This is a genomic window from Labilibaculum sp. DW002, from assembly GCF_029029525.1.
Lineage (GTDB): Bacteria > Bacteroidota > Bacteroidia > Bacteroidales > Marinifilaceae > Paralabilibaculum > Paralabilibaculum antarcticum.
The window spans coordinates 418,765-442,674 of sequence record NZ_JAKJSC010000001.1; the positions used below are offsets into that span (position 1 = coordinate 418,765).

Annotated in this window: 14 protein-coding genes; all 14 read right to left on the reverse strand. The window is 37.2% G+C overall.

Annotated features, from left to right (window positions below; all coding sequences use genetic code 11):
* Positions 1 to 40: 40 nt before the first annotated feature.
* Positions 41 to 1,636 carry a sulfatase family protein gene (locus L3049_RS01745; protein WP_275108052.1) on the reverse strand — a complete coding sequence of 532 codons (1,596 nt, stop codon included), beginning with the start codon at positions 1,634 to 1,636 and terminating at the stop codon, positions 41 to 43.
* Between the two features lie 75 nt (positions 1,637 to 1,711).
* Positions 1,712 to 3,292: a beta-N-acetylhexosaminidase gene (locus tag L3049_RS01750; RefSeq protein ID WP_275108053.1), complete on the reverse strand. Its 1,581-nt coding sequence runs from the start codon at positions 3,290 to 3,292 to the stop codon at positions 1,712 to 1,714.
* A 38-nt stretch (positions 3,293 to 3,330) separates the two neighbouring features.
* A complete protein-coding gene (locus L3049_RS01755; protein WP_275108054.1) occupies positions 3,331 to 5,613 on the reverse strand; it encodes a family 20 glycosylhydrolase in 2,283 nt (760 codons plus the stop codon).
* A gap of 161 nt (positions 5,614 to 5,774) precedes the next feature.
* Entirely contained in the window at positions 5,775 to 8,963 is a 3,189-nt protein-coding gene (gene lacZ / locus L3049_RS01760) for a beta-galactosidase, LacZ type (RefSeq protein ID WP_275108055.1), read from the reverse strand.
* 137 nt (positions 8,964 to 9,100) lie between these two features.
* Positions 9,101 to 10,279 (reverse strand): AGE family epimerase/isomerase, encoded by a 1,179-nt coding sequence (locus L3049_RS01765; protein ID WP_275108056.1) that lies wholly within the window; start codon positions 10,277 to 10,279, stop codon positions 9,101 to 9,103.
* A gap of 8 nt (positions 10,280 to 10,287) precedes the next feature.
* The gene (locus tag L3049_RS01770) at positions 10,288 to 12,984 is read right to left on the reverse strand and encodes a sodium:solute symporter family protein (RefSeq protein ID WP_275108057.1); all 2,697 of its coding nucleotides are present in this window, start codon (positions 12,982 to 12,984) and stop codon (positions 10,288 to 10,290) included.
* 166 nt (positions 12,985 to 13,150) lie between these two features.
* Positions 13,151 to 14,062, reverse strand: a complete 912-nt coding sequence (locus L3049_RS01775) for a dihydrodipicolinate synthase family protein (RefSeq protein ID WP_275108058.1) — start codon at positions 14,060 to 14,062, stop codon at positions 13,151 to 13,153.
* A gap of 12 nt (positions 14,063 to 14,074) precedes the next feature.
* Complete coding sequence (locus L3049_RS01780; RefSeq protein WP_275108059.1) at positions 14,075 to 16,159, reverse strand: GDSL-type esterase/lipase family protein; 2,085 nt, start codon at positions 16,157 to 16,159, stop codon at positions 14,075 to 14,077.
* A gap of 8 nt (positions 16,160 to 16,167) precedes the next feature.
* Entirely contained in the window at positions 16,168 to 16,950 is a 783-nt protein-coding gene (locus tag L3049_RS01785; protein ID WP_275108060.1) for a creatininase family protein, read from the reverse strand.
* 140 nt (positions 16,951 to 17,090) lie between these two features.
* Positions 17,091 to 17,981, reverse strand: coding sequence for a peroxiredoxin family protein (locus L3049_RS01790; protein ID WP_275108061.1), 891 nt, complete (start codon positions 17,979 to 17,981; stop codon positions 17,091 to 17,093).
* Positions 17,982 to 18,268: 287 nt separating this feature from the next.
* Positions 18,269 to 18,748, reverse strand: coding sequence for a NanQ anomerase/TabA/YiaL family protein (locus L3049_RS01795; RefSeq protein ID WP_275108062.1), 480 nt, complete (start codon positions 18,746 to 18,748; stop codon positions 18,269 to 18,271).
* Positions 18,749 to 18,796: 48 nt separating this feature from the next.
* Positions 18,797 to 20,347: an alpha-L-fucosidase gene (locus tag L3049_RS01800; protein ID WP_275108063.1), complete on the reverse strand. Its 1,551-nt coding sequence runs from the start codon at positions 20,345 to 20,347 to the stop codon at positions 18,797 to 18,799.
* Between the two features lie 152 nt (positions 20,348 to 20,499).
* Positions 20,500 to 21,624: a sialidase family protein gene (locus L3049_RS01805; RefSeq protein WP_275108064.1), complete on the reverse strand. Its 1,125-nt coding sequence runs from the start codon at positions 21,622 to 21,624 to the stop codon at positions 20,500 to 20,502.
* Positions 21,625 to 21,720: 96 nt separating this feature from the next.
* Positions 21,721 to 23,754 (reverse strand): family 20 glycosylhydrolase, encoded by a 2,034-nt coding sequence (locus L3049_RS01810; protein WP_275108065.1) that lies wholly within the window; start codon positions 23,752 to 23,754, stop codon positions 21,721 to 21,723.
* Between the last annotated feature and the right edge of the window lie 156 nt (positions 23,755 to 23,910).

Sequence of the window (23,910 nt, forward strand, 5' to 3'; positions counted from 1 at the left end):
AGGTTTTATTTATTCGCTTCCAATTATTTGTAAACTCTAATTAGTGTTTCAAATTCTTGGCATCCAAAAATCTCTGAAGATGCTTCTTATCATTTTCATCACTATCGTCATACTTGATTCTTAGTTCAATCAACTTTTTATGCATGTCTTTTTGAACATCAGCGTAAGCTAAATTGTTATACACGTTATTCATTTCAGTGGGGTCCTTCTCCAAATCGTACAGTTCCCATGTATCAGAATCGTAATAAAAATGAATCAGCTTATACCTATCGGTTCGAATTCCATGATGACGTTGCACATTGTGCTCACCAGGAAACTCATAATAGGTATAATAAATGGCATCTCTCCATTCACCCGATTCTCCATTTACAATCTTCCGAAACGATTCTCCTTGTATATCCTTAGGGATTGTAATTCCAGCATAATCTAGAAAAGCAGGTGCAAAATCAAGGTTCTGTATCAGTTTATCCACTTCGGTACCCGCCTTAATTTCCTTTGGATATCGCATCAGAATAGGAGTTCTGAATGACTCTTCGTACATAAATCGTTTGTCGAACCAACCATGTTCTCCTAAATAGAAACCTTGATCGGATGTATAAACAACAATGGTGTTTTCTGCCAATCCATTTTCATCCAGATAATCCAAAAGTTCACCTACTCTGTCATCAACGGATTGAATGGTGCTCAGATAATCTTTCATGTATCGATCATATTTCCATAAGGCCAATTCTTTTCCTTTTAAACCCTTAGCTTTAAATTCAGCAATAAGTGGTTTATAATGAGCATCCCAAGCTGCTTTTTGAGTCGAATCCATACGCTCGTACATCCATTGGGCATTCTTTCTTAATCTTGTTTTTATTTCACCCTCTTCATCAAGCATTTTCAAATCGTAAGCCAAATCCATATGCTCATAAATTCCCATTTCATGCTTTGCTGCTACAGGACGATTTTCATATTTATCGAAAAAATTTGCTGGAGGTGTAAATTGTTTGTCTTTGAATAAATCAAAATATTTTTTCTCTGGCATCCATGTTCTATGCGGTGCTTTTTGATGATAAAGCATTAAGAATGGCTTATTCTTATCTCGCTTATTTTCCAGCCATTCCATTGCAATATCGGTCGTTATGCCTGTGCAATAACCATGGTATTGTTTTTTTACACCATTCTCGATAAAATCGGGATTATAATATTGCCCTTGACCCGGTAAGACATTAGAGTAGTCAAAACCCTGAGGCAAACCGTTAAGATGAATTTTCCCAATCATAGCAGTCTGGTACCCTGACTTCTGAAGCTGTTTGGCAAAATTATCTTGTTCCCAATCAAAGGGCATTAAGTTATCCACTTTTCCATTTACAAAACTGTGCTTCCCAGTTAACATCACCGCCCTGCTGGGAGCACAAATAGAATTGGTGACAAATCCTTTGGTAAAAATGACACCTTCCTTTGCAATACGATCAATATTTGGGGTATTATTCAGCCCGCAACCATAAGCACTGATCGCCTGGTAGGCATGATCGTCGCTCATGATAAAAACTATATTCGGTTTTTCTCTTTTTTCAGTCTCCTGTTTCTTTGCTGAAGAACATCCAATTAAAGATAAACCTGAGAATACGCCTAAAAGGATTGAATTTCTCATTTGTTTTAGTTTTTCACACTTAAAAATAAATTGGAATATCAATTTATCAATATTCCAATTCTAAACATTTGAATATTATTTTTCTGTTATTACTTCATCTACCCAGGGAACCAGTGCAGATTTGTAATAATTAATATCCATAAATTCAAAACGAGTTTTTTGTTTGGCTAACCGAACTTTGTACTCATCCCAGCTCTTATTTACATCTGAAGACCAACCGAGCTCTGCATACCCAGGCAAACGAGGGAAAACCATAAATTCAATATCATCCATTGTTTCAATGGTTTCAGTCCATAGAGGAGCCTCAATTCCCACAATATCCTCTTTACTAATACCTTCTACATTACTTTCAAGAGTCCAGTTATAAGCCTTGTCGACCTCAATGTATCCCGACCAATTAAGTCCTAAAGGACAAAGCTTATTATATTGAATATCCATATAAGCTTTAGCCGCTGGAGACATAATTACCTTAACATTTTGATTCACAGCCTTTAATGCATTATCTGGTTTTATTTGCCAGAATTGTGCCAAAGAGTTTTCTTTTAATGAACCGGCAGCAATATCAGCCCATCCAATCATTTGTTTGCCATGTGCATTTACAATGTCTTGCACTTTGTCGATAAACTCAATATAATCGTCTTTTGCCGTAACGTGTGATTCATCACCTCCAATATGGATGAAGGGACCAGGAGTCATTGCACTTAGTTCACGAATCACATCATCGATAAATTTATAAGTGATCTCTTTGTTGGCATCCAGCGTACTAAAACCAACATTGGTTCCTGTATATAAGTCTCTTGCTTTACCATCAGCATTCAATTCGGCATACGAAGCCAAAGCCGCATTGGTATGACCTGGCATATCTATTTCAGGAATAATGGTAATAAACCTATCCTGTGCATACTTTACAAGCTCAGTATATTCTTCTTGAGTATAAAAACCACCTTTACCACCATCTACTTGTGTACTACCACCATGCTTTGTCAGATTGGGCCACGATTTAATTTCAATTCGCCATCCCTGATCATCAGTCAAGTGCAAATGCAGAACATTCATTTTATAGGCCGCAATTAAATCGATAAATCGTTTCACATCGGTCACATCAAAGAAATGACGTACCACATCCAACATGGCACCTCTGTAGCCATAGTCTGGTGCATCTTCAATTGTTCCACTAGCTATCTCCCATGATCCCATTTGCAAATCTTTCGATTCTATACGAGCTGGTAATAATTGTCTGATAGTTTGAACACCTCTAAACAAACCTGCCAATTGGTAGGCTTCCAAAACAATTTTCTTTTCATCTATGCTCAATATATAGCCTTCTTCACCTAAATCTTTATTTTTTTCAACCAATGCCAAATAAATTCCTTTTTTGAAGTCAGCGTTTTTTACGCCTTGTACTTCAGTTTCAAATCCGGTAGCTGGTTTAATCAGATCAGCCAGGTAGTTTCCAATTGGTCGAATTGTTTCATCATTTTCCTCAACATAAATAGTCGTTTTTCCTGTCAATTCGAATGAACTACCCGTTGCAAAGAGTTTTGTAGGTTTTGGGATCAGGTTTTCCTTTGCCAAATCTTTTACTGTTGGTGTTTTGCAAGAAAAAAAAATCATTACAATAATGAGCAACTGTCCTGCTTTAAAAAATGTATTCATATCTCTGGTATTTTAGTAGTATAGTTAGATTCTGATCATTAGTAAGCAATAAGATTTCCTGTCAATTCTCTTTTATTCTCCTTATTATTCAAATACCAGACGTTCAATTCAGCACCTCCTGTTCCTTGCTGAAAGAATACTGAAACTGGATGCCATCCTGTTTTAAGAGCAATCATCCCCGATCGTTCACGTGGAGCATGATGACCTCCATTATCCACGACCATTTCATCTTCGATGTATAACAAGCTACCATCATCAGATTTGGTGAAGAATTCGTAAATACCATCATTTTCAGCATAAAAATACCCTTTGAATGCCATAAAGATCTTCTCTTCCTTTCTGTATTCTCCCAAGTCAATCTGACTTACTAAATTCCAGTCATTATATTCCTTTAGATCAAGTTTTTTGACTGCATCAGGATGATCTTTTATGACCCATCTCTTCAGCTTTCCCTTTTCTGGAGAAACTGTTTGAGCCTCGCGTAAGCTCTGCTTTTCGACCGTTGCCTTAGCCAATCCACTACCCGTATTTCCTTTAAAGGCTCTTGCCTTAATTTCACAATTCGCTTTAAGAACAATAGGCTCATTGTAAAGCTTCGATTCTTTTGATGGTACAGATCCATCTAACGTATAATAGATCTCCAATCCCTTCATTGGAACGGATAAATTTATTATTGCACTATCTACAAAGGCAATCTTTTTATTGAGCCCTTCAACTGAAGGAATATAGTAATTGATGTTCATGACATCCATACGGTCGCTGTGTAACTGAACCCTGGTATTAAACTCGTCATAATCTTTACTTTCTTTGTTCGTCCAGGCTGTTTCAGACAGCGCTAAAATTCTTGGAAAAGCCTGATATTGCAGTCGCTCAAAATTCGGTATCCATTCCGCCCAAAGATTGGCCTGAATTCCCATTACCAAATCTTTCTGTGTCGAAGTAAATTTGGTAGGAACAGGTTCGTACTCGTAAACTTTCTTCAAAGGGGTAACCTCATTTTTAGCATCAAAATAGTAAGGTGTACCGGGAGTTATTATCATTTTATTTCCATTGATTGCTGCGATTGATAATGCTTCAGGTGCCCAATTTCGCCACCACATAACATGAGCATTATTACTAAGACCACCTTCGGTAATTTCATCCCAACCCATCAACTGTTTTCCTTTTGACTGCAAAAACTTTTCAATTCTTCGATTAAAATGAGATTGCAATTCATGTTCATTTTTTAAATGATGTTTGTGAATTTCTCCCTGACATTGGGCACAATCTTTCCAGGATTGAATATTTACTTCATCTCCACCAATGTGAATGTATTCAGACGGAAAAAGTTCGGCAACTTCTCCAAGAATCGTTTCAACAAATTTGTAAGTCGTTTCTTTTCCTAAACAAGCAGGAGTTGTAAATACTTTTCCCCAGCCCGCTTCTTCTTTACAGGATAAGTAAGGGTAATTATCAATGGCTGCTTTAAAATGACCGGGCATATCAATTTCTGGTATTACAGTAATACACCTTTCATCCGCATATTGAATGATTTCTTTAATCTGTTCCTGAGTAAAGAATCCCCCATACATCTTTTTGCCATCCTTCATATGATACTTTTCCGGATCAATGGTATAAGAAGGATCTGTTTTGGCATTGTCGATACACACCTTATCGTGTCTGCTTACTGTTCGCCAGGCACCCTTTTCTGTCAGCAAAGGCAATTGTTTAATTTCAATTCTCCAACCTTCGTCATCTGTCAAATGCATATGATAAGTGTTGAGCTTGTACAACGCCATATAATCCAGAAAGGTCTTCACCTCGTCTATATCAAAGAAATGACGGCTAAAGTCCATATGCATACCTCTCCATGCAAAACGAGGTTCATCTTCTATCTTCACTGAGGGAACCAACCAGTCAGCACTGACTACCTCTTTGCTTTCAATAGCATGAGGAAGGAGTTGGCGAAGGCTTTGAACAGCATAGAAATAACCTGCTTCTCCATTGGCGGAAATTAAGATTCTCTCAGGGCTTACTTCAAGTTGATAAGCTTCAGGTGCCCATCCTTCAATATGTTGAAAAAGGATCCCATCCTGATCTGAATGATCCCGTATTTCCAAATCAAATCCTGCTGCAGAATTAAAAAGTCCCTTAAGATATCTAACTGCCTTTTGCTGATTTTCATCTCTTGCTACAATCTTAGTACTGGCATTAATCCTAAAAGATTCTTTTTCCAGACTCAAATGATTTGGCTTGGGTACAATAGCAATTTGATCTTTCTTAAAGCTCGGGCTTGAGCAAGAAAGAATAAAAAGGGATAGCACTACTAATAATCGATTCATAATTTTTGAGTTTTGTGTGGTTATTTTGATTGATAAGCATTTCTGACAATATGCTCATCTTAAAAGATTTTATATAAAACGAAATTAAGTGTAAAAAGGGAACACGCTTTGAATATGATTCGAAGGATCTGATACGCATTCCCTTTCAACTAAATCTCATGTTAGTCTATAAATTGAATTTCGTATCTTAGTTTGTAAGTATTCTCAGACAAACGGTACTCAGGATGAGCAATGGCAATTGAAGACCAGGAATCATCTCCGCCAAGGCCAAATTGTTTAAAATCAATATTTAAAATATAGGCATCCGTTTTGTTCAGTTCATTGATATGAGTAGCCTTTTCAAGGTTTTCCATACTATAAGGCCAAACTGAAAAATCAAAAGATGGGCTCCCTTGAATTCGAAGAGTCTGTTTTTTAGTCGTCATCTCGAGCCATCGCACATCACTTCGGTTTCCATTTTCCTGAGGGCGAACATAGTCATAGGCAATTTCAGAACTTTTCACAGAGTAAAAACCTAATCTGGCACCTGTTTTTCTATCCCAGTATGATTCATGTGGTCCTTTTCCATAAAAACTTAGGTTTGAGTAATCTTTAGAAATACCGCACTGCATACCAAAACGAGGAATCCATGTGCTGTTGTACATTTTCTGAATTTGCATATCCACTTTTAAAATTCCCTTTGAAGCAATCTCATACTTGAGCTCTAACAAACTACTGTCAACTGAGATGTGATACTTACCAACCAAAAGAATAGTCTCCTTATTCTGTTCTACTCTCCAATTTAGCAGTTGCATATTTTTGGCCGCATTTTTCCATTTTAAAACATCTTTCGCCATCCAGTTCGCCCCCTTATCATTATCAGTTGATACCCGCCAAAAGTTAGGTCTTAATTCCTGTGTAAGAATCTCTTCTCCATTTATTTTACACGAGAATAAACTGCCTTCCGATTTATTAAACTGCAACTGAAATCCATCTCCTGCGATTTTGCAAATATTTTTTACTTCCTGGATACTTATTTGCCCCTTGTTTTTCCAAGTTTTAGCGGCTATTGAATCCGGTAAAACGAACTGATTCCAAGCAACTTCGTAGCCTTTATCAGCCCACAATTTAGGTTCCTTCAATAGATAATTTATCTCTAGGACATACTCCTTGCCAACCTCATTATTAACCTTTTGGACCGGAAGTTTTATGTTTACACTATTTCCAGGTAAACATTCGGGCGCAGATAGCTTTCCATCTTGAATGGTTTTACCATCGGCCATAATTTTCCAATGCAAATTGTATTGAGACAAATTGGTGAAATGGTGTCGGTTAAAAATAGTGAATTCATAATCTGCAAGATCAAAAACATTTGTTTGAACCGGCTGAAACACTTTTTTACATTCCCAAAGAGCTGGCTTTGGTGTTTGATCAGGAGCTACAATGCCATTGATACAGAAATTACCATCATTGGGTTTGTCTCCAAAATCGCCACCATAAGCCCAATACTGACGACCATTTTCATCCGTTTGCTGGATCCCCTGATCCATCCAATCCCATATAAAACCACCAATTAGGTTCGGATATTGATAGATTAAATCCCAATAAGATTTCAAATCACCTAAAGAATTCCCCATGGCGTGTGCATATTCACACATCATAATCGGCCGCTTAATGTAGGGACTGTTGGCCAGACCTTCCAATTCTTGTGGTATAGGATACATTCTGCTAATTACATCAACATAAGCCGGATCGGTGGGATTAGCCATATAAGCTACTTTTTTATTTGACCCCGGTTTTACATATGCCGGATGTTCATGATTCCCCTGTGCTCCTTCGTAATGAACAAGTCGCGTTGGATCAAAATCTTTTACCCAGCCTGCTGCTGCTGCATGATTGGGTCCGCAACCTGATTCATTTCCTAATGACCAGTAAATTATAGATGGATGATTCTTGTCACGTTCAACCATTCGTATAACACGATCCATGAAGGATGTATTCCATTCTTGCTGATTAGATAGATAACCGCCTAGGCCATGAGACTCAATATTGGCTTCATCCATTATGTAGATTCCATACTGATCACATAACTCGTAAAAATAGGGATCATTAGGGTAATGAGAAGTTCGAACGGCATTAAAGTTGAACTGTTTCAATAGCTCAACATCCTTCTTCATATTGGCACGACTTACAGTTTTTCCATTTTTCTGATTATGATCGTGACGGTTAACACCTTTTAACTTCACAGGTTTGCCATTAACCAGTAACATCCCGTTTTTATTCTCAACTTCCCTGAACCCTACTTTTGATGATACAGCTTCAATTACTTTTCCTTCAGAGTCTTTTAGACTAAGAACCATTGTGTATAAATAGGGAGTTTCAGCAGTCCATTTTACTGGATTATGAACCTCTTGCTCCATCATACCGAAGTAAATATTGTCGCGTTGAGGGTACCATTCATGAATAATTCGTTTAGCAGATAATTGCATTGGTTGAGATAAAACATTATTCCCTTTTGCATTTAGCAGTTGAGCTTCTACTATCCAATTTTTCAAATCTTCTTGATGAAGATTTGAAATTTCTGGGCGAACTTGAAATTGAGCATGCTGGTAATTTTGATCCAAGCGTGTACGCACTGCAAAATCTTCTATTCTTACCTTTGGGCGAGCCATAAGAAATACCTCACGGTGAATGCCACTCATTCGCCAATGATCCTGGTCTTCAAGATAGCTTCCATCACACCAGCGATACACTTTCATTGCCAATTTATTCTTTCCTTTTTTTAAGAAAGAGGTAATATCGAACTCTGCAGGTAAACGACTTCCTTGGCTATAACCAACGTATTCTCCATTCACCCATAAGTAAAAGGCAGAACTTACACCTCCAAAATGCAGGATCACATCTCGTTTTGTCCACCCTTCTGGAATGATAAAATCCTTAATATAACTTCCGACTGGATTTTCCCTTTCGATATGAGGTGGATTTACAGGAAATGGGTAAATCACATTGGTGTAAATTGGGGTACTATATCCTTTCATTTCCCAACAGGAAGGCACTTCGATATCATCCCATTCTGTTGCATTGTATTGCTTTTTATAGAATTCACCTTGTGTTTTCTGGTCATTTTCGGCATAATGAAATTTCCAGAGACCATTTAGCATCTGTATATATTCCGATTTATCTCTGTCTCCCTTTTCTGCATCATTCACATTACTAAAAGAATATAAAGTGGCATGAGACTTTAATTTATTCTCTGAAATCACAAGTGGATTTTCAATTTTATTATCAATTGCGATACTGATTTTTCCCCAAAAACATATCATCATGAATAATAAAAAAGCCCCTTGGCTTGTTTTCTTTCTAACGTTCATATTATAATATTTTTCAAATAGTTCTATAGATATTGATCTCCTCAACCAAACTAATACTAACCAGTTGTTGAATTTAAAAGAAGGAGAGTTCTCTATATGTGAGAACTCTTCCTTCTACCCATTAATAAACATTCTAACTATAAAGAGTTTTTTTGAATCAATTCTAACGATTGCCATGCCATTAAATACATACGGGGAATATGGAAAGGCCCTTTCCAAATATTACCCTTTAAAGTTGTTGATATTCGACCATCCCGATGCAGATAGCCATACCATTCACCATACTTTTCATCAGGAAAATGTTTGAAAGTCCAATCGTGAATTTGTTCGTGCATTTTCATATACTTTTCATCACCAGTTAGCTCGTAGGCCATTAAAGTGGCAATAATGGTTTCGTTCTGAGGCCACCAAAATTTCATATCCTGCCAATACTCCTGAACAGGCAAACCTTTCACATCGCGGAAGTACAAAATCCCTCCATATTCTTTGTCCCAACCAATTTCCCACATCCAATCGAGCATTTTAGTTCCCATCTTAATGAGCTCCGGGTCATTATCGCGATATTTTGCTTCCTGAAGAACAAACCACGCACCTTCTATAGCATGCCCTGGATTCAGCATTCGTCCGTCAAAATGATCAAGGAATTCTCCTTCAAGACCAACAGTCTCCATAACTGCCTTAAATTCATCATTGATAAAATACTTCTTGATTTCAGCAATCCAATTGTCAATGTAAACCGTGTAGGATTCATCCTTCAGGTTCTTTCTCAATTCCTGGGCGGTAACAATTCCAATCATAGGTGTTCCCATTCCTCTTGTCTGGCGATGTTCGGTAAACTTGGGAGCAATTAAATCTGGTGTGTTATTATAAAGAAAGTAAGTATCAAAAGCTTTGCGAGCTTTATCGGCATACACTTCATCACCTGTTGCCTTATAATAAGCAGCATAGGCAATTGCGGCAAAAGATTCGGAGTAAACATAGCGACGCTTGCGAACAGGTTCCCCTTTCTTATTTACAATGAAAAACATTTCTCCATCCGTATCATAACAATACTTATCTAAAAAATCAACACCATGTTTGGCCAGCCTTAACCATTCTGGATTCTGCTCTACCTCATTGTACAACGTTCCTAACATCCAGGTAAAACGACCTGTTTGCCATACTCCTTTATCTGTATCAATTACGGTTCCATCCCGATCCAGACAGAAAGTAAACCCACCATCTTCTCCATCAACGCAATTTTTGATCCAGAAAGGAATAATATTTTCCAATAAACCTTTCTTGTATATCTCGATATAATCTTTGATATCTTTCATTACAATTTTTATTTTGAATTACTTAATGAGTGAACCGTTAACCCATCCAAATCTTTTTTCTTTTCCGGAATAATAAAACTTACAATTAGGCCAATAATAACAGAACTGAACATACCAATAAAACCAAATAGTAAGAAATGAACCTTGGTATACTGACTTAAAGCAACAAGAATAATAGTCCCTGTAAAAAACCCAATTAAAGCTGCCTTTGAATGAATTCGCTTCATGAAAATACCCATAACAAACAAACCTCCTAATCCACTAGCCAGCAGGCCAAGTATGTAATTAAAGTAATCGAAGAGCGACAGGATGTTCCAAGTTGCCATTAAGATTGCCAATACAATTCCTAAACCACCAAAAATGACGCCCGACAGACGAGCTACATATAAAACTGTTTTATCACTACTTCCTTTAAAAAAATGTTGATAAATATCTGATGTAAATGCTGTCGATAATGAATTGATATTGGATGAAACAGTAGACATCGTAGCCGCAAAAATCGCAGCTATTAAAAGGCCTGCCAATCCCATAGGCAATTTGGTCATGATATAGTAAGGAAACAAAGAATCAGGATTCTCCATCGCATAATGCAACTGATCAGGTGATTCTGAATAATAAGCAAATAAGGCTGTTCCTATGAGATAAAATATCAGAGAAACAAAAATACTTAAGAAACCATTTAGAACGATGCTCTTCCCTGCAGACTTCTCATCTTTTGTAGTTAAATAGCGCTGTATAACCGTCTGGTCGCTACTGTAGGATATCAAATTATTAGCTAAACCACCTATTAGAACGACCCAAATGGTTGCCTTTGTTAAATCTAATGAAGAATCTAAGATTGTAAATTTGGAGTTATCCATGGATATTTCGATAAGTTGATTCCATCCTCCCTCCAAACCTCCTACAAGAAAGAAGACAGCAAGAATAGCACCACCCATCAATACAAATCCTTGAATAACATCACCCCACACAACAGCCTCAACACCACCCATGGTGCAATAGATAGTGGTAATAACCCCCATAAGCACTATACAAATATAGATATCAATACCGGTTACTACTGTTAAAGCTAATGACGGCAAGAATAATACCAATGCCATTCGTGCTATCATAAAAATAATAAACAGACTACTAGCTAATAATCGAGTGCTATAATTAAAACGTTGCTCGAGGTACTCGTATGCTGTCGTTACTTTTAACCGTCTGAAAAAGGGAAGATAGTACTTTACAACAGGAAATGCCATGACTAAAATAGTGATTGCCATTGGATAATATTTCCAGTCGGTAGCAAAAGTTTTTGCCGGAATTGCCATAAAAGTAATTGCACTTAACATGGTCGCAAAAATACTCATCCCGGCAGCCCACCAAGGAATTCTGCCTCCTCCTTTAAAAAAGTCATCACTGCTTTTTTCTTTTTTCATAAAGAAATAGCCCAAATAGAGCATCCCAAACATGTAAAGAATCAATACCAACCAATTCAAAAAGCCAAATACGGGTTCGGTAATGGTTTCTCCATAATATACTTTTGGTGAACGAACACCTGGTTTTACTTCTCCATTAATAACAAACCAACCTTTACCTGATTTTACAAGTGGAGCTCCTGTTGGTGCTTTAAAAGGGTAATCGCAGCCATTTGACCATGCATTGGTTATGGTATTAAAAACGATCACCTTATCATTAAACTGATAGTTATCTGTCTCTTGAGTGTAATAAGTTAAGAGTTGTTTTTTTAAGTTTGACAGGCCAAGTGTGTCCTTACTATTTTTTAAGAGTGAAACTTTTCGTTCCAGCTCCCAGCCTTTTCTAAAAACATCCTTGTTTACACCACCTACAAAAAGAATATGATGGGTACCTATCGCAATTCCTGCCCCTCCATGCAATGTTTTAGAATCTTCACCTTTAACTTGTATTTCAGGCAATGAGTTCCATTCCTCAGTTTTAGGGTTGTATTCCAGACCATCGGTACAAATTGTTGCTGATTCTTGATTTTCAGGATAACTTGAACCTCCAAAAATGAATAAGTGACGTTCTTCTGCCTCGTTTTGAGCAACAACAACTAATTGCACTCTGCCTGGTCCTGGAAAATCGGGTAAGACCTTCCATTCAAATCCAGCACTTCCTTTTTTATTCAAATCAAGAGATAAAAAGGTATTTGCAACTTTACCATCAGAGGTTCCGCCTGCAACATAAATTTTATCATCGACCAAAGCAGCACCCATATTTTCCATTCCGTAAGGAAGAGAAGGCCAGTTTTCTACATTTATTTGCCTAGTACTCTCGTTCCAACTTATCAGACGAACATCCTTAACTGATTTTTCACTATTTCGTCCTCCAATACAAAGTAAACCATCTTGTACAACTACAGAAGCTCCATAAGCTAACTTATCAGGTATTGACCCTACTATTTCCCATTTAAAACCTTCATCCTGATTTTTATTCAATATAAAAATATCACTATAATACTTTTTCTTGCCTCCTTCGTAAACGGGAGTATCAGGGAAATTACATCCTCCTACAACAAAGACATGACCGTTAACATCACCTGCGAATGGGTTGGCTAGTCCGACTTGAACTTTGCTATTGATATTTGGAAGAAGCGAAGGAATCTCTTTCCAATCAAAATTATTTTTATAGTATCCTTGTGCAATACACTCATTCACAAACATGGTATTTGTGAAAATAACGAGTGATAAAAGTGTAAGCAAAGGGCTTCTCTTTAGTATAAAAGATAGATAACTCATTTATTGTATGTGTTTTTTTATTCTGCTTCTCAAGCTTATTTCCCTAAATCAAGCTCAAAGGATATTCATATCAACAAATAAGTAATTGTTTCAAAATATATCCTTTGTGGCTCAGCTCTAGAAAATTTAATTATTTATTGCAAAAACTAAAAAAGTCAATGGCTTCCAATTCTTGTTTTACCAAAACACTTTCCTCTGGTGTTATGGTTTGCATTGGCAACCTATTTGGACCACAATCAATGCCCATAAATTTCATCATATGCTTCCCAACAACAATGTTTCCACGAAACTTACACAGTACATTAATAAACAAATGTGACTTATGCTGCAGGTCACGAGCCAATTCGAAATTATGACTTTCGAAAGCTTCAGCCATTTGTTTATACACACCAAAAATATGGTTGTATGTACCACCTACACCAGCTGTATATCCAAAAGCTAATGCCGACAGATAAGTTTCATCCAAACCGTGAAGCATTTCGAATTTACCATTTGCCACATATTTGCACAAATCAAACTCATAAATATTATCATAAGTATATTTAACCCCAGCAAAATTTGGAATCTCCTTATCTGCAGCGGTTAGTAAGTCAACCATCGACAAGCTAACGTTATTTAAGGGAGGAATGTGATAATAGTAAAACGGGAGCTTTGGCGCCGCATCAGCAATGGTTTTGCAATAAGCAACTAACTCTTCGTTTCTACGAGGCGGTAAAAAAGCAGGTGACATTGAAGCAATAGCAAACACTCCAATCTCCTGAGCATGAGCAGCCAGTTCTTTTTGCTCGCTAAGACAAGTACCGCCCGTATGAACAATTACTTTTAAACGGCCCGCAGATGCTTCCATCCATTTTTCAGCAATTGCTTTTCTTTCCGAACTCGTTAATAAAGCACCTTCACCCGAACTTCCACAAATAAAAACACCATCTATTTTATTATTCACCACAAACTCAGCATAATCTGATATTTTATCATAATTTACTGCTCCATCTGCATGCATTGGTGTAAATGGTGCTGTTATAGACCCGTTAATTTTTTTCATCATTTTAGTATTTTACAAATTATATTCTGTTGAAAATGTTGATGCAGGGAGCCCCTGGTCATTCACTAAATTAGCTTCATTAAAGGCTTGCCATCCGTATCGGACATTTGTAATTTTCTTAACTAATTTATTTCGTAGTATTAATGTATTCTCATTCACACTAACTTCTGCAGGAACAAACAGGTCGTCACTGCCAGCAATTTCAAATCCCTTTATTACATCCCCGTTCTTAGCCCTCATACCACTACAATGATCGAAATAAACTATAGCACATTCTTTCTCAAAAACCATTTTCACAGGCACAGGACCACTATATTCTAAATCGAAGTTGTATGTTTCCGAGAGTGACAGTCTAGCTAAACGTTCCCCAATGGGTTTCTTATTCTTAGGATGAACATCGTTAGGATGTCCTTTATCACTTGATACCACCATACCTGAATTGGGAATCAATTTGTTCATTCTGCGCTGACTATCACGAAAGTAACCCCAACTTGGGCGATTTATTGCAGACAATTGCACATAGTAGAAAGGAAAATCATACCCCCATGACTTGCGCCAACTTTTAACTAACTCCGGAAATAAAACTTCATGAAACTCAACATTATGAGCATTCGATTCGCCCTGATACCAGATGGCACCTTTTATTGCAAAACCTAGCAAGGGTGCAATACCTGTTTCGAACAAATAAGCTGCCTGAAAAGGATGACGCTGAAAGGAACCATCCTGATTATCTAAATTTTGTCTGGCACGTTTTCGGCACCAACTGTGTACAAAATCATTATTTAGCCAATCGTCTAAAACATTCACTAAAACAGGATGGTGTTCCAGACTTTTCCTGTCGATCCAGGCCTCGGTAGTTGAACCCCCGACAGCATTTAAGATGACACCGATTGGCACATTCAAACTATCCTGTAAACCAGAAGCAAAATGATAGGCAATGGCCGAAAACTCGGAAGCTGTGCATGAATCGCAAGCCTTCCATTCTGAATTAAAATAATCTAATTGATTTACCTTTTTTAATACTTCCCGCCCCCACTTTTGATCATTGGGCAAGGCCTGAGCTTTCATATTATAAAGACGTATATTTGATCTATTGGCTTTAGTAATATCCTCTTTTCCTGTGCTCGATTCCTTTAGGGTAAATGCCATATTAGACTGCCCGGAACACAACCAGACTTCTCCAATTAAGACATCCTGAAAAACAATGGTTTTATTCTTACTCTCAATTCTTAATTCGTAGGGTCCCCCGGCTTTCATTGCAGGTAATTCCACTTTCCACTTTCCATGTACATTGGCTTGTGATACAGCCATTAAATCATTTAAGAAAACACTGACCTTGTCACCTGCATTTGCCATACCATAAACAGGAATGGAAACCTGACGTTGCAAAACCATATGATCTCCAAAAACCACGGGTAATGAGAGTCCACCATAATTCCCACTAACTTCCTGATAAACAGTCGTGGCGAGTATCTTAGCCCCTTCGGCATTGGGGTGCAATGCATCCGGGAACAAATCAGGTCGGCAATACAAAGGCGTATGCAGGTCGATGATTCCGACTTGTTTCACCTCAGCTATTTGTTCTATCTGTTCTTGAATTTGCCAAAACCAATCACGCGTTCCCGACTTAAAACGGGGATGCTGATTAAAGATTGGTGTTAAACGGCAAATCCAAACTTTGGGCTTTGCAGTACCCTCTAGCTCACAAAACGCATCAATTAAATCGTAATAATCCTTTTTAAATTCATCTTTATAATTAGGCCAGTTTCTGGGATCAGTATCATTTAATCCCAAGTGAAGAATCACAATTTCAGGTTTAAAAGCTTTGGCCTGTGCAAAAGCATCCTTTTCCCAATAAGGATTATGTCCTTTTTTCAAAAGGGTAGCCCCACTGTGCCCAAAGTTTTTCACCTCATAGGCATCGCCCAATAGATTTTGAAGTTGAGTCGGATAACAATTCTGTTCCCGATTCTCTATGCCGTATCCAAAAGTGACTGAATTCCCAATACATGCTACTCTTACTTTATTCTGAGACCAAGCCGATGATTGGATCAGAAAAATAAAAACGCAAGTTAAAAACATAAAATATTTCTTCATTTCACTCACTATTTATAAATATCATCTGTTTTTACAGCGCTCAACTCAACCAGAAACGCTCCAATTCGCTCGGTCAAATAGTTGAAGAATAATTCTCCTTTTTCAGGCCTTGCTGCAATAGGATTACCAACTCCAGTATCCTCGGTAATCTTTGTCCAGTTTCGGGGTGTCCAAGCCAGTTTACTTTGCAAACCTTCTAAACTAAAACCTTTTGCGTTTCCTGTTCCTGCTTCGTTAAGCGGAAGAACCAGATCAGGAAAACAATACTGCATAATTGAGGTTTCCATCTCTCCTGCATGATCGCCTGGACTTTCAAAAAAATCGTTACATTCTGGAATTTTGAACCAATCAATTACGCCTATAAACATGTTCGGAAATTGAGGTTGCAATTCCCGAATCATACTTCTAAAATCATTTCCTCCATGACTGTTTAAAATAACAAGTCTGGAGATATTCTGTCGGCTCAAAGCCCACAATATATCCTGAAGAATAGCTAGCTGAGTAGAAGGTTTGATATGCAAACAAAAAGGCAAATCAATTTGCCCTGAATTTTGAACTCCCAAGGGAATGGTTGGCAAAACCATTACTTTACATCCTTTTTCCCAGGCAATTTCTGCCGCCTTTAAAGCAATAGCTTCTGCTTGCAGGTTATCAGTTCCGTATGGAAGATGTAAATTATGAGGTTCTGTTGCACCCCAAGGCAAAACTGCCATTTCAAACTGAACTTCCTTAACAGATTTCCAGTTGGTCTGATTCAGTATCCACGGGTTTATTTTATTTGAATTAGCCATAGCGTAATATTTTAATTATAATCTTCCTAGGTATAGTGTGTGCTGATTATCAATTAGCTATTTCTAATTGTTATTTTGTTAGAATTCATACTTACGTATCCAACTGCGCCAACCTTGTAATATTCCACTATTCCATAGCGTTATTCTTCATCCAGTTGTTTCTTTAATGATTCCTCAATTTCAATGTGTTTCTTCTCATCTCCACCTTCGCTATAATATGTAATATTACCTTTGGGATTTACAATAATATTTTTCGGAAATGAACCTCCAAATATTTTGAATATTTCTTTATTTCCAAATGTTTGTAAATATTTGAACTCATTGTTTTTTAAATAATTCTCTAATCTATCTTTTTTATCAGGTGAGATAGCTAAGAATATTATGTCTGGGGTTGCCTTAAATTTTTCAACTAGGGCATTAAGTCCTGGAATTTCTGTTCTGCATGGAACACAGCCCGTGTGCCACCAATTAATTACAATATATTTTCCAGCAAAGTCTTTTGTCGAAATATTTTCTCCTTTTATTGATTCTAATTCTAAAGTCGGAAATTGTCTATTCTCTTGTATTGGTTTGACCACATTTGTAATCACTACTTTTTTACTCTTCGCGTTATTATTCAGCCAGGTATAAACAACTTTATCAGTTGAAGGTTGATGCATCACCTGGACCGAAATTCTTTTAGCAGACTTATCAAATTCAATATCTATTTTTTTTGTTGGAATTTCTGAAGAATCGCTTTTTTCAAGTGTGACAGTCGAAAAAGAGGTTAACTTGTTATGGCAATAAAGAGAAACCCAATATCCATTGCACGCTCCTTGGGTCATTTCTCCAAAAATTACATTGATACTATCTGTTCTCGTTTCTAGAGTTGCATATGAAATATCTTTAATCCCAAACTGTTTCTTGAAAGGTTCTATTTCAATAGGACATCCTGAAAACAATTTGCATGTCAAATAAAATTCTTGATTTTGTGCTTTCAAGATTACTGGAAAAATTATTCCAATTATTAAGAAGACAATCGTTTGTTTCATACTTTTCTTTTAATGCCGTATAACAATGTAAATATCTAAAAAAGGGAAGTTATCAAGAGGGGATAAATATTACAAAAGGGGAGATAAATAGGAGTATTTAAAATTATCTAAGTCAAAAACCCTTCCTTTTAGCTAAAAAGGAACAGGTAACAATATTAATCAACTTCGCTCACCACTAGTCTCCTACCAAACAGAACTTTCATTCCCCTTCTTTCATCCTACTACTTAAACAAAAAAAGAGTTAACTGTGAAAGCCAACTCTTTTTTAAATATTCTAAGTAAGGATTTTAATCAATCTTCACCTTCACCACTACCTTTTCGATTAATTGAGATTGCCCACAGAGAATACAAGGGGCATGCAAGTCTTCAGGATAAAGTACTGATGCCATTCCTGCTTTCATTCGCAAGGTTGACCATTGCTTAAGTTCAAACAACTCAAAATCATTCTCCTCAACGTATGCCTGATTAACTTTAGCTCCTTCTATATCCGAAACAAAAATTAATTCACTACCCGAATGCAGATACTGCACATCAATAAATTTTCGATGTGCCTCGAAAATAGGTTTCGATCCATCTTTTGAATCGTATTTCTGATATACGGCAAATATCCTTTCGCCATCAATTTCCACTTTTTGTGAGCTTCCCTTTTCCAATTGGTTGAATACTGCCTGATGATCTGAACAAGTCAGAAAATCAACAGTAGATTGCAAGTCTTCTCCTAGATTTTTTTTCTTTTTAAAATCTCCTATTTTTCCAAATTCTGTCATATACTACTTATAATATCTTTCAACATCCAGTAAACTGAAAGCATTTGTTTAATAATCTCTTTTTTCTCTATATAACCCAATTTCTGAAATCATTGGGCAGTCTCTCGATTGAAGAATTTGAAATCGGAATTTATTGCTGGTAATTTCAGAAAAACGAATCAGCCTTTTGTGCCCAATCGTCGTTCCCTTGCATGCTTCTTTCCATTGATCTCCTTGGAGATACTCCAGAACAAATCGTTCTACCCTTTGACCCTTTTTAATATATTCCTGAAGCATTAATACATTAACGGCACAAGATTGATCTAACTCCATATTTAAGGTCGAAGTAAAAACATCTTCCTGTGTAATAAAATAAGTTTCCTTATTATTATCGATACTGTTTGTAGCTGAGTTATTTCCCCCATCGTTTTCGCTAATTTTTGCTCCTGAAAGAAAATTCTCTTTAAAAGTATCATCTAAAATTTGTCGCATCCCCTGCAAAGCTGCAACATCTTTTTCATGAATACGTCCCCTTTTATCAGGAGGAATATTTAACAGTAGAACACTATTTCGCCCAACTGACTGATAATAAATATTAACCAATTCTTCAGGCGATTTAACAAGTGAGTCCTGATTTTCATGGTAAAACCATCCTGGACGTATAGATACATCAACTTCAGATGGATACCAAACTAATGATTTTGCATCTATTATTATTTCACGACTCCCCAAGTCCCCTCCAATTCTATCTTTGGGTTCAAATACGGGTTCTTTCTCATCTTTCTGAGAATTATTGGTGATCACATCAAGATTACCAGCCTCAAAAGGTAGCACGGCCCATTCTGTCTCACGCCCCAATCCTCCTTCGTTACCGACCCATCTTACATCAGGACCCATCGTTGAAATTACAGCATTAGCTTGTAACTGACGTATTATCTTGTAATAACTATTCCAGTCATAAACCTGCTTGTTCCCATTGGCCCCTTCACCACAAGCACCATCAAACCAAACCTCTGAAATTTCACCATAGTTAGACAGTAACTCTCGCAGTTGATTTCGAAAGAATTCATTATACACAGGGCTATTCCCATAATCTGCACAGTTTCGGTCCCAAGGCGAAAGGTAAACTCCGAACTTCAACTCGGCTTGCCGGCAAGCCTCTGAAAGTTCTTTCACAATATCTCCCTTACCATTTTTGTAAGGGCTGTTTTTTATTGAATGCTCTGTAGTTTTACTCGGCCACAAACAAAACCCATCGTGATGTTTACAGGTTAAGATTATTAATTTCATTCCTGCGTCCTTGGCTACATTAACCCACTGATTAACATTCAAGTCGGTAGGATTAAAAATGGCAGGATCTTCCTTTCCATCCCCCCATTCTCTTCCAGTAAAAGTATTAACCGTAAAATGAATAAAGCAAGTAAACTCCAAATCTTGCCAAGAGCTTTGCCTGCTTGTTGGAACTACAAAAGCTGCCTTATTTATAATTCCCAGAGAATCCTCTTCAGGCTCAATGGTAACCGTATACTCATAATACTTATCCTTTAGGGCTGTTTTACAGCTAATACAAGCCAGAAAAGAAATGACAATAAAACACAATACAATTATACTTTTATTCATTCTATGAAAAATTAAACAATACTTAAGATGCTCACAACTAATTAGTTTATAAGAGCCTCTCAGGTTTGAGTTATCCTTAGAAAAACAAAAGACTGAAAATAACCCACGCTTATATATTTTTTTTTGCCCTAAAAGCTCTTACTGCACTCTCTTTATTTCCTTGCCTTTTTATATTTATCCTTTCCATCAGTCAACCATTTTAAAGAGAAGCTCACGAATGCATTCTCTGTGTAATCGTCCTTCTCGAAGAACAGACCAATATCCCCATTTTCTAGAACTGTTAATGATGAATAAGCCGAGCCTTCAGTATAAATCGTTTTCCCTACAGACCAAGTTTTGCCTTCATCATAACTGATACGTACGCTCATATTTTTGCGGCCCTTGCTCATTTTTGCATTTGAAAAAAGAAGACGATTCTTTTTGTACCCATCTTCAATTGAGGTATATCGAATAATACTTGCATTACAGCCTGGATCAATAAGTGCCGGCTCTTCATTCGTCTCCCAGGTTTTTCCCTCATCATCAGAGGTGTGAACATATCGCATCCCTTTACCATTTGCACGACTGTTAATCATCCATGTTCCGTCAGCCAACTCAACAACTTTCGACTCATCAGCAGGTTGAACTGGAGTGTCAATCAGAAACCATGATTTTCCATGATCATCGCTACCAAACAAATGTAAGCCGTTATTCAGGTTTACCATACAATGCAAGAGTTTCCCTGAGCGTGTCTGGATTCCACGTCCAGAGGTAATAAACTTAAAATCAGAATGCCATTCGGGCTTTGCAATCTGGGATGTAATATCCTCTGGTTTCCCCCAACTTTTACCATTATCAGAACTTTTTACCACATGCAGATAATAGATATCCTTCTCCTTATCCAGATCCATGAAATTGTAAAACATGAATATTTCTCCAGTCATCTCATCTACTATCATGGATGGATCAGAAGCAGACTGTCCGTAAGGAAAATCAACAGCCATCTCAATATCCGACCATGTTTTTCCATTGTCGGTACTTCGGCGCACCACAATATTGATGTCTTTACTCCACTTCAGATCTCCGCAGGAAGGTACTCTCTCATCAATAGCTGCCACAAGATCGCCATTAGGCGCTGTTACAATTGCAGGTATTCTATAACAAGAAACATCTTCGTTCATTGATTTGTCAAACAAACTATGGTACTCTTTTACGCCTTTAGCAATTTGAGGCTTTTTATCCTGTGCATCCACACCCAATACGATAAGGACTAACAAGGCTACAATTGTTTTCTTCATAATGTATAAATCTTTAATTCTATTTTTTTGAAATAATCTGAAATGTCTCAATCAACAAAAAGCAATTTGTATGCCAGTCGAGATCTTCGGTGATTTTCATAAAATCTCAAACCTAAGGTCTGAAACTTCAGACACATTCCCATCTATTATCTTCACAGGTATACAGGTAAACATCCATTTCCATGAAGTTCTACCATGAGGTACTTTTAAAAGTATTTTATTCCAGCCTTTTTTCAGTTTGACTATAGATGGAGTACGATAAAAATAATCTTCATCAATAAAGGGTATTTCAGCTGTATTTGCTGCCAAACCAGCTTGTTTCCAATCTGGTGCTGCTACTTCTTCTTCGTTTACCCAAATTTTAGGTTCGGTAGTGTGCCATTGTCCTTGCTTCGGTGCGGGACCTCCACGACGTCCACCCGAACGAGACCAGCCATGGAATCCGATCCAGAAACCGATTTCCTGCTCTTCAGGTGACCACACCTGTGTCATAGCATATACTGTTCCTTCTTTTTCTTTAACAGGAGATGGAAATCCAAAGAAGTGTTTCAAATGTACAGTTCCACCGTAAACATTTTTTGACCACCATTGGTATTTTTTCCCATTTATCTTATATTCATCTTGAATTGTATCTTCAACAGGAAAACTCACTGACATATCTCCATCATGATCAAAAGGCCCAATAATTTTCCAAGGTATATGTGCATTTTTCAAGTAAGGGAATTCCTTGCCTTGAAAATAGAGATCTCTGTGGGCAATGAGTTTCTCTTCAAATTTCCTGTAATCCTGATACTCTGATGTTCCTTCAGAAGGAAGTTGAGCCCAGTATTGATTTCCTTTGTAATTCTTTTTTCCTTTCCAGACAGCCTCACTGTAAACCAGCATAGCAGGATAAACAGGATTTTGTTTGATCAGATTTCTTTCATCCTCAACACGGTTATCATTCCAAAGGCACAAAATGCCACCTAAAGCCAATTCATCTCCATGTTCCTGACGACAGACTTGTTGGTAGAATAAACGACTCATTCCGGCCAAAGGATCAAGATGATTGATATAATTGGCCCGACTATCAATAAAAGGATGCCCTTTAAGAGATTCATGCTGAGCCCACAATTGTTTCACTGAAGTACTGTCATCTGGTGAAACCATACCATGCCACCAAGAAATATATTTTCGTTTGCTTTGCTCAACGCGTTGAATCAAGGGTAGTAAAAAGTCTGAATCTACCATTTCTTCTGTATTCCGAACCTCATCGGTACCCAAATGAATGTAAGGCATTTTTTCAGCAGGTACTAAGGCGCACAATTCATCAATCAAATCAAGCAGTATCTTTTGTACTTTGGGGCTATTCATTGATTTTAAGCCAAAAGCTTTGCGAAAAGCTTGGGAATGTCCGGGAATATCGAGTTCCGGTATAAGTGTAATATGCCGATCGGCACAAAAATTTACCAGATCAATAAATTCTTCCTGAGTGTAGTATTTACCAGGTTTTCTACTGGTGGCTTCAGGAGATTGCAACTGAGGATAAATTTTACTTTCCAAACGCCATCCCGGATCATCGGTCAGGTGAAAATGAAAAACGTTGTACTTGTATGCTGCCATCACTTCGATTTGTTCTTTCAGCAATTGAGGCGACTGATAATTTCTGCCTACATCGTGCATAAAACCACGTACTTTAAAAGCAGGCCAATCCTTTATATCGCAATTTGCAATATTAATCTCATTTTTTTCTTTGCGGATTAATTGTTTTAGAGTCTGAATGCCGTTAAAAATCCCAGTGGAATTGTTTGCTGTAATGACCACTTGATTTCCTACAGTCAAGTGATAAGCTCCCTCAAAACCTAGTGGGTTCATCACGTTTCCTTCTCGTAACTTTATATGAAGTATATTTTTTCCAATACCTGAACTTAACTGTACCCCCTCACTGGATAAATAATCTTTGAGATACTTTTCCTCTTTTAAAAATTTAGCATCAGAAACAATGCTGATACTATTAAAATTTGTCCACACATGCTTCCATTCCACCTGTTGAGTTTGTGGGATTAGGGGAAGTTCTGTTTCAGATTTGCCTTTATTAGATAAAAATAGGAATAAGAGAAGTAGCATTGTAAATAATTGAAATCGCTTCATTATATTAGCTTAACAGGTAAACAGGTTGAATTATAATTTGTAAATATGCAATTTAACAGCATCATTGGAGGGATGCAAACTTGTCAAAATGGGATGAATTATCTTACCTAGTTCAATTTAATATCCCGAACAGACAAAAAAGGAGTAGTTCCCATA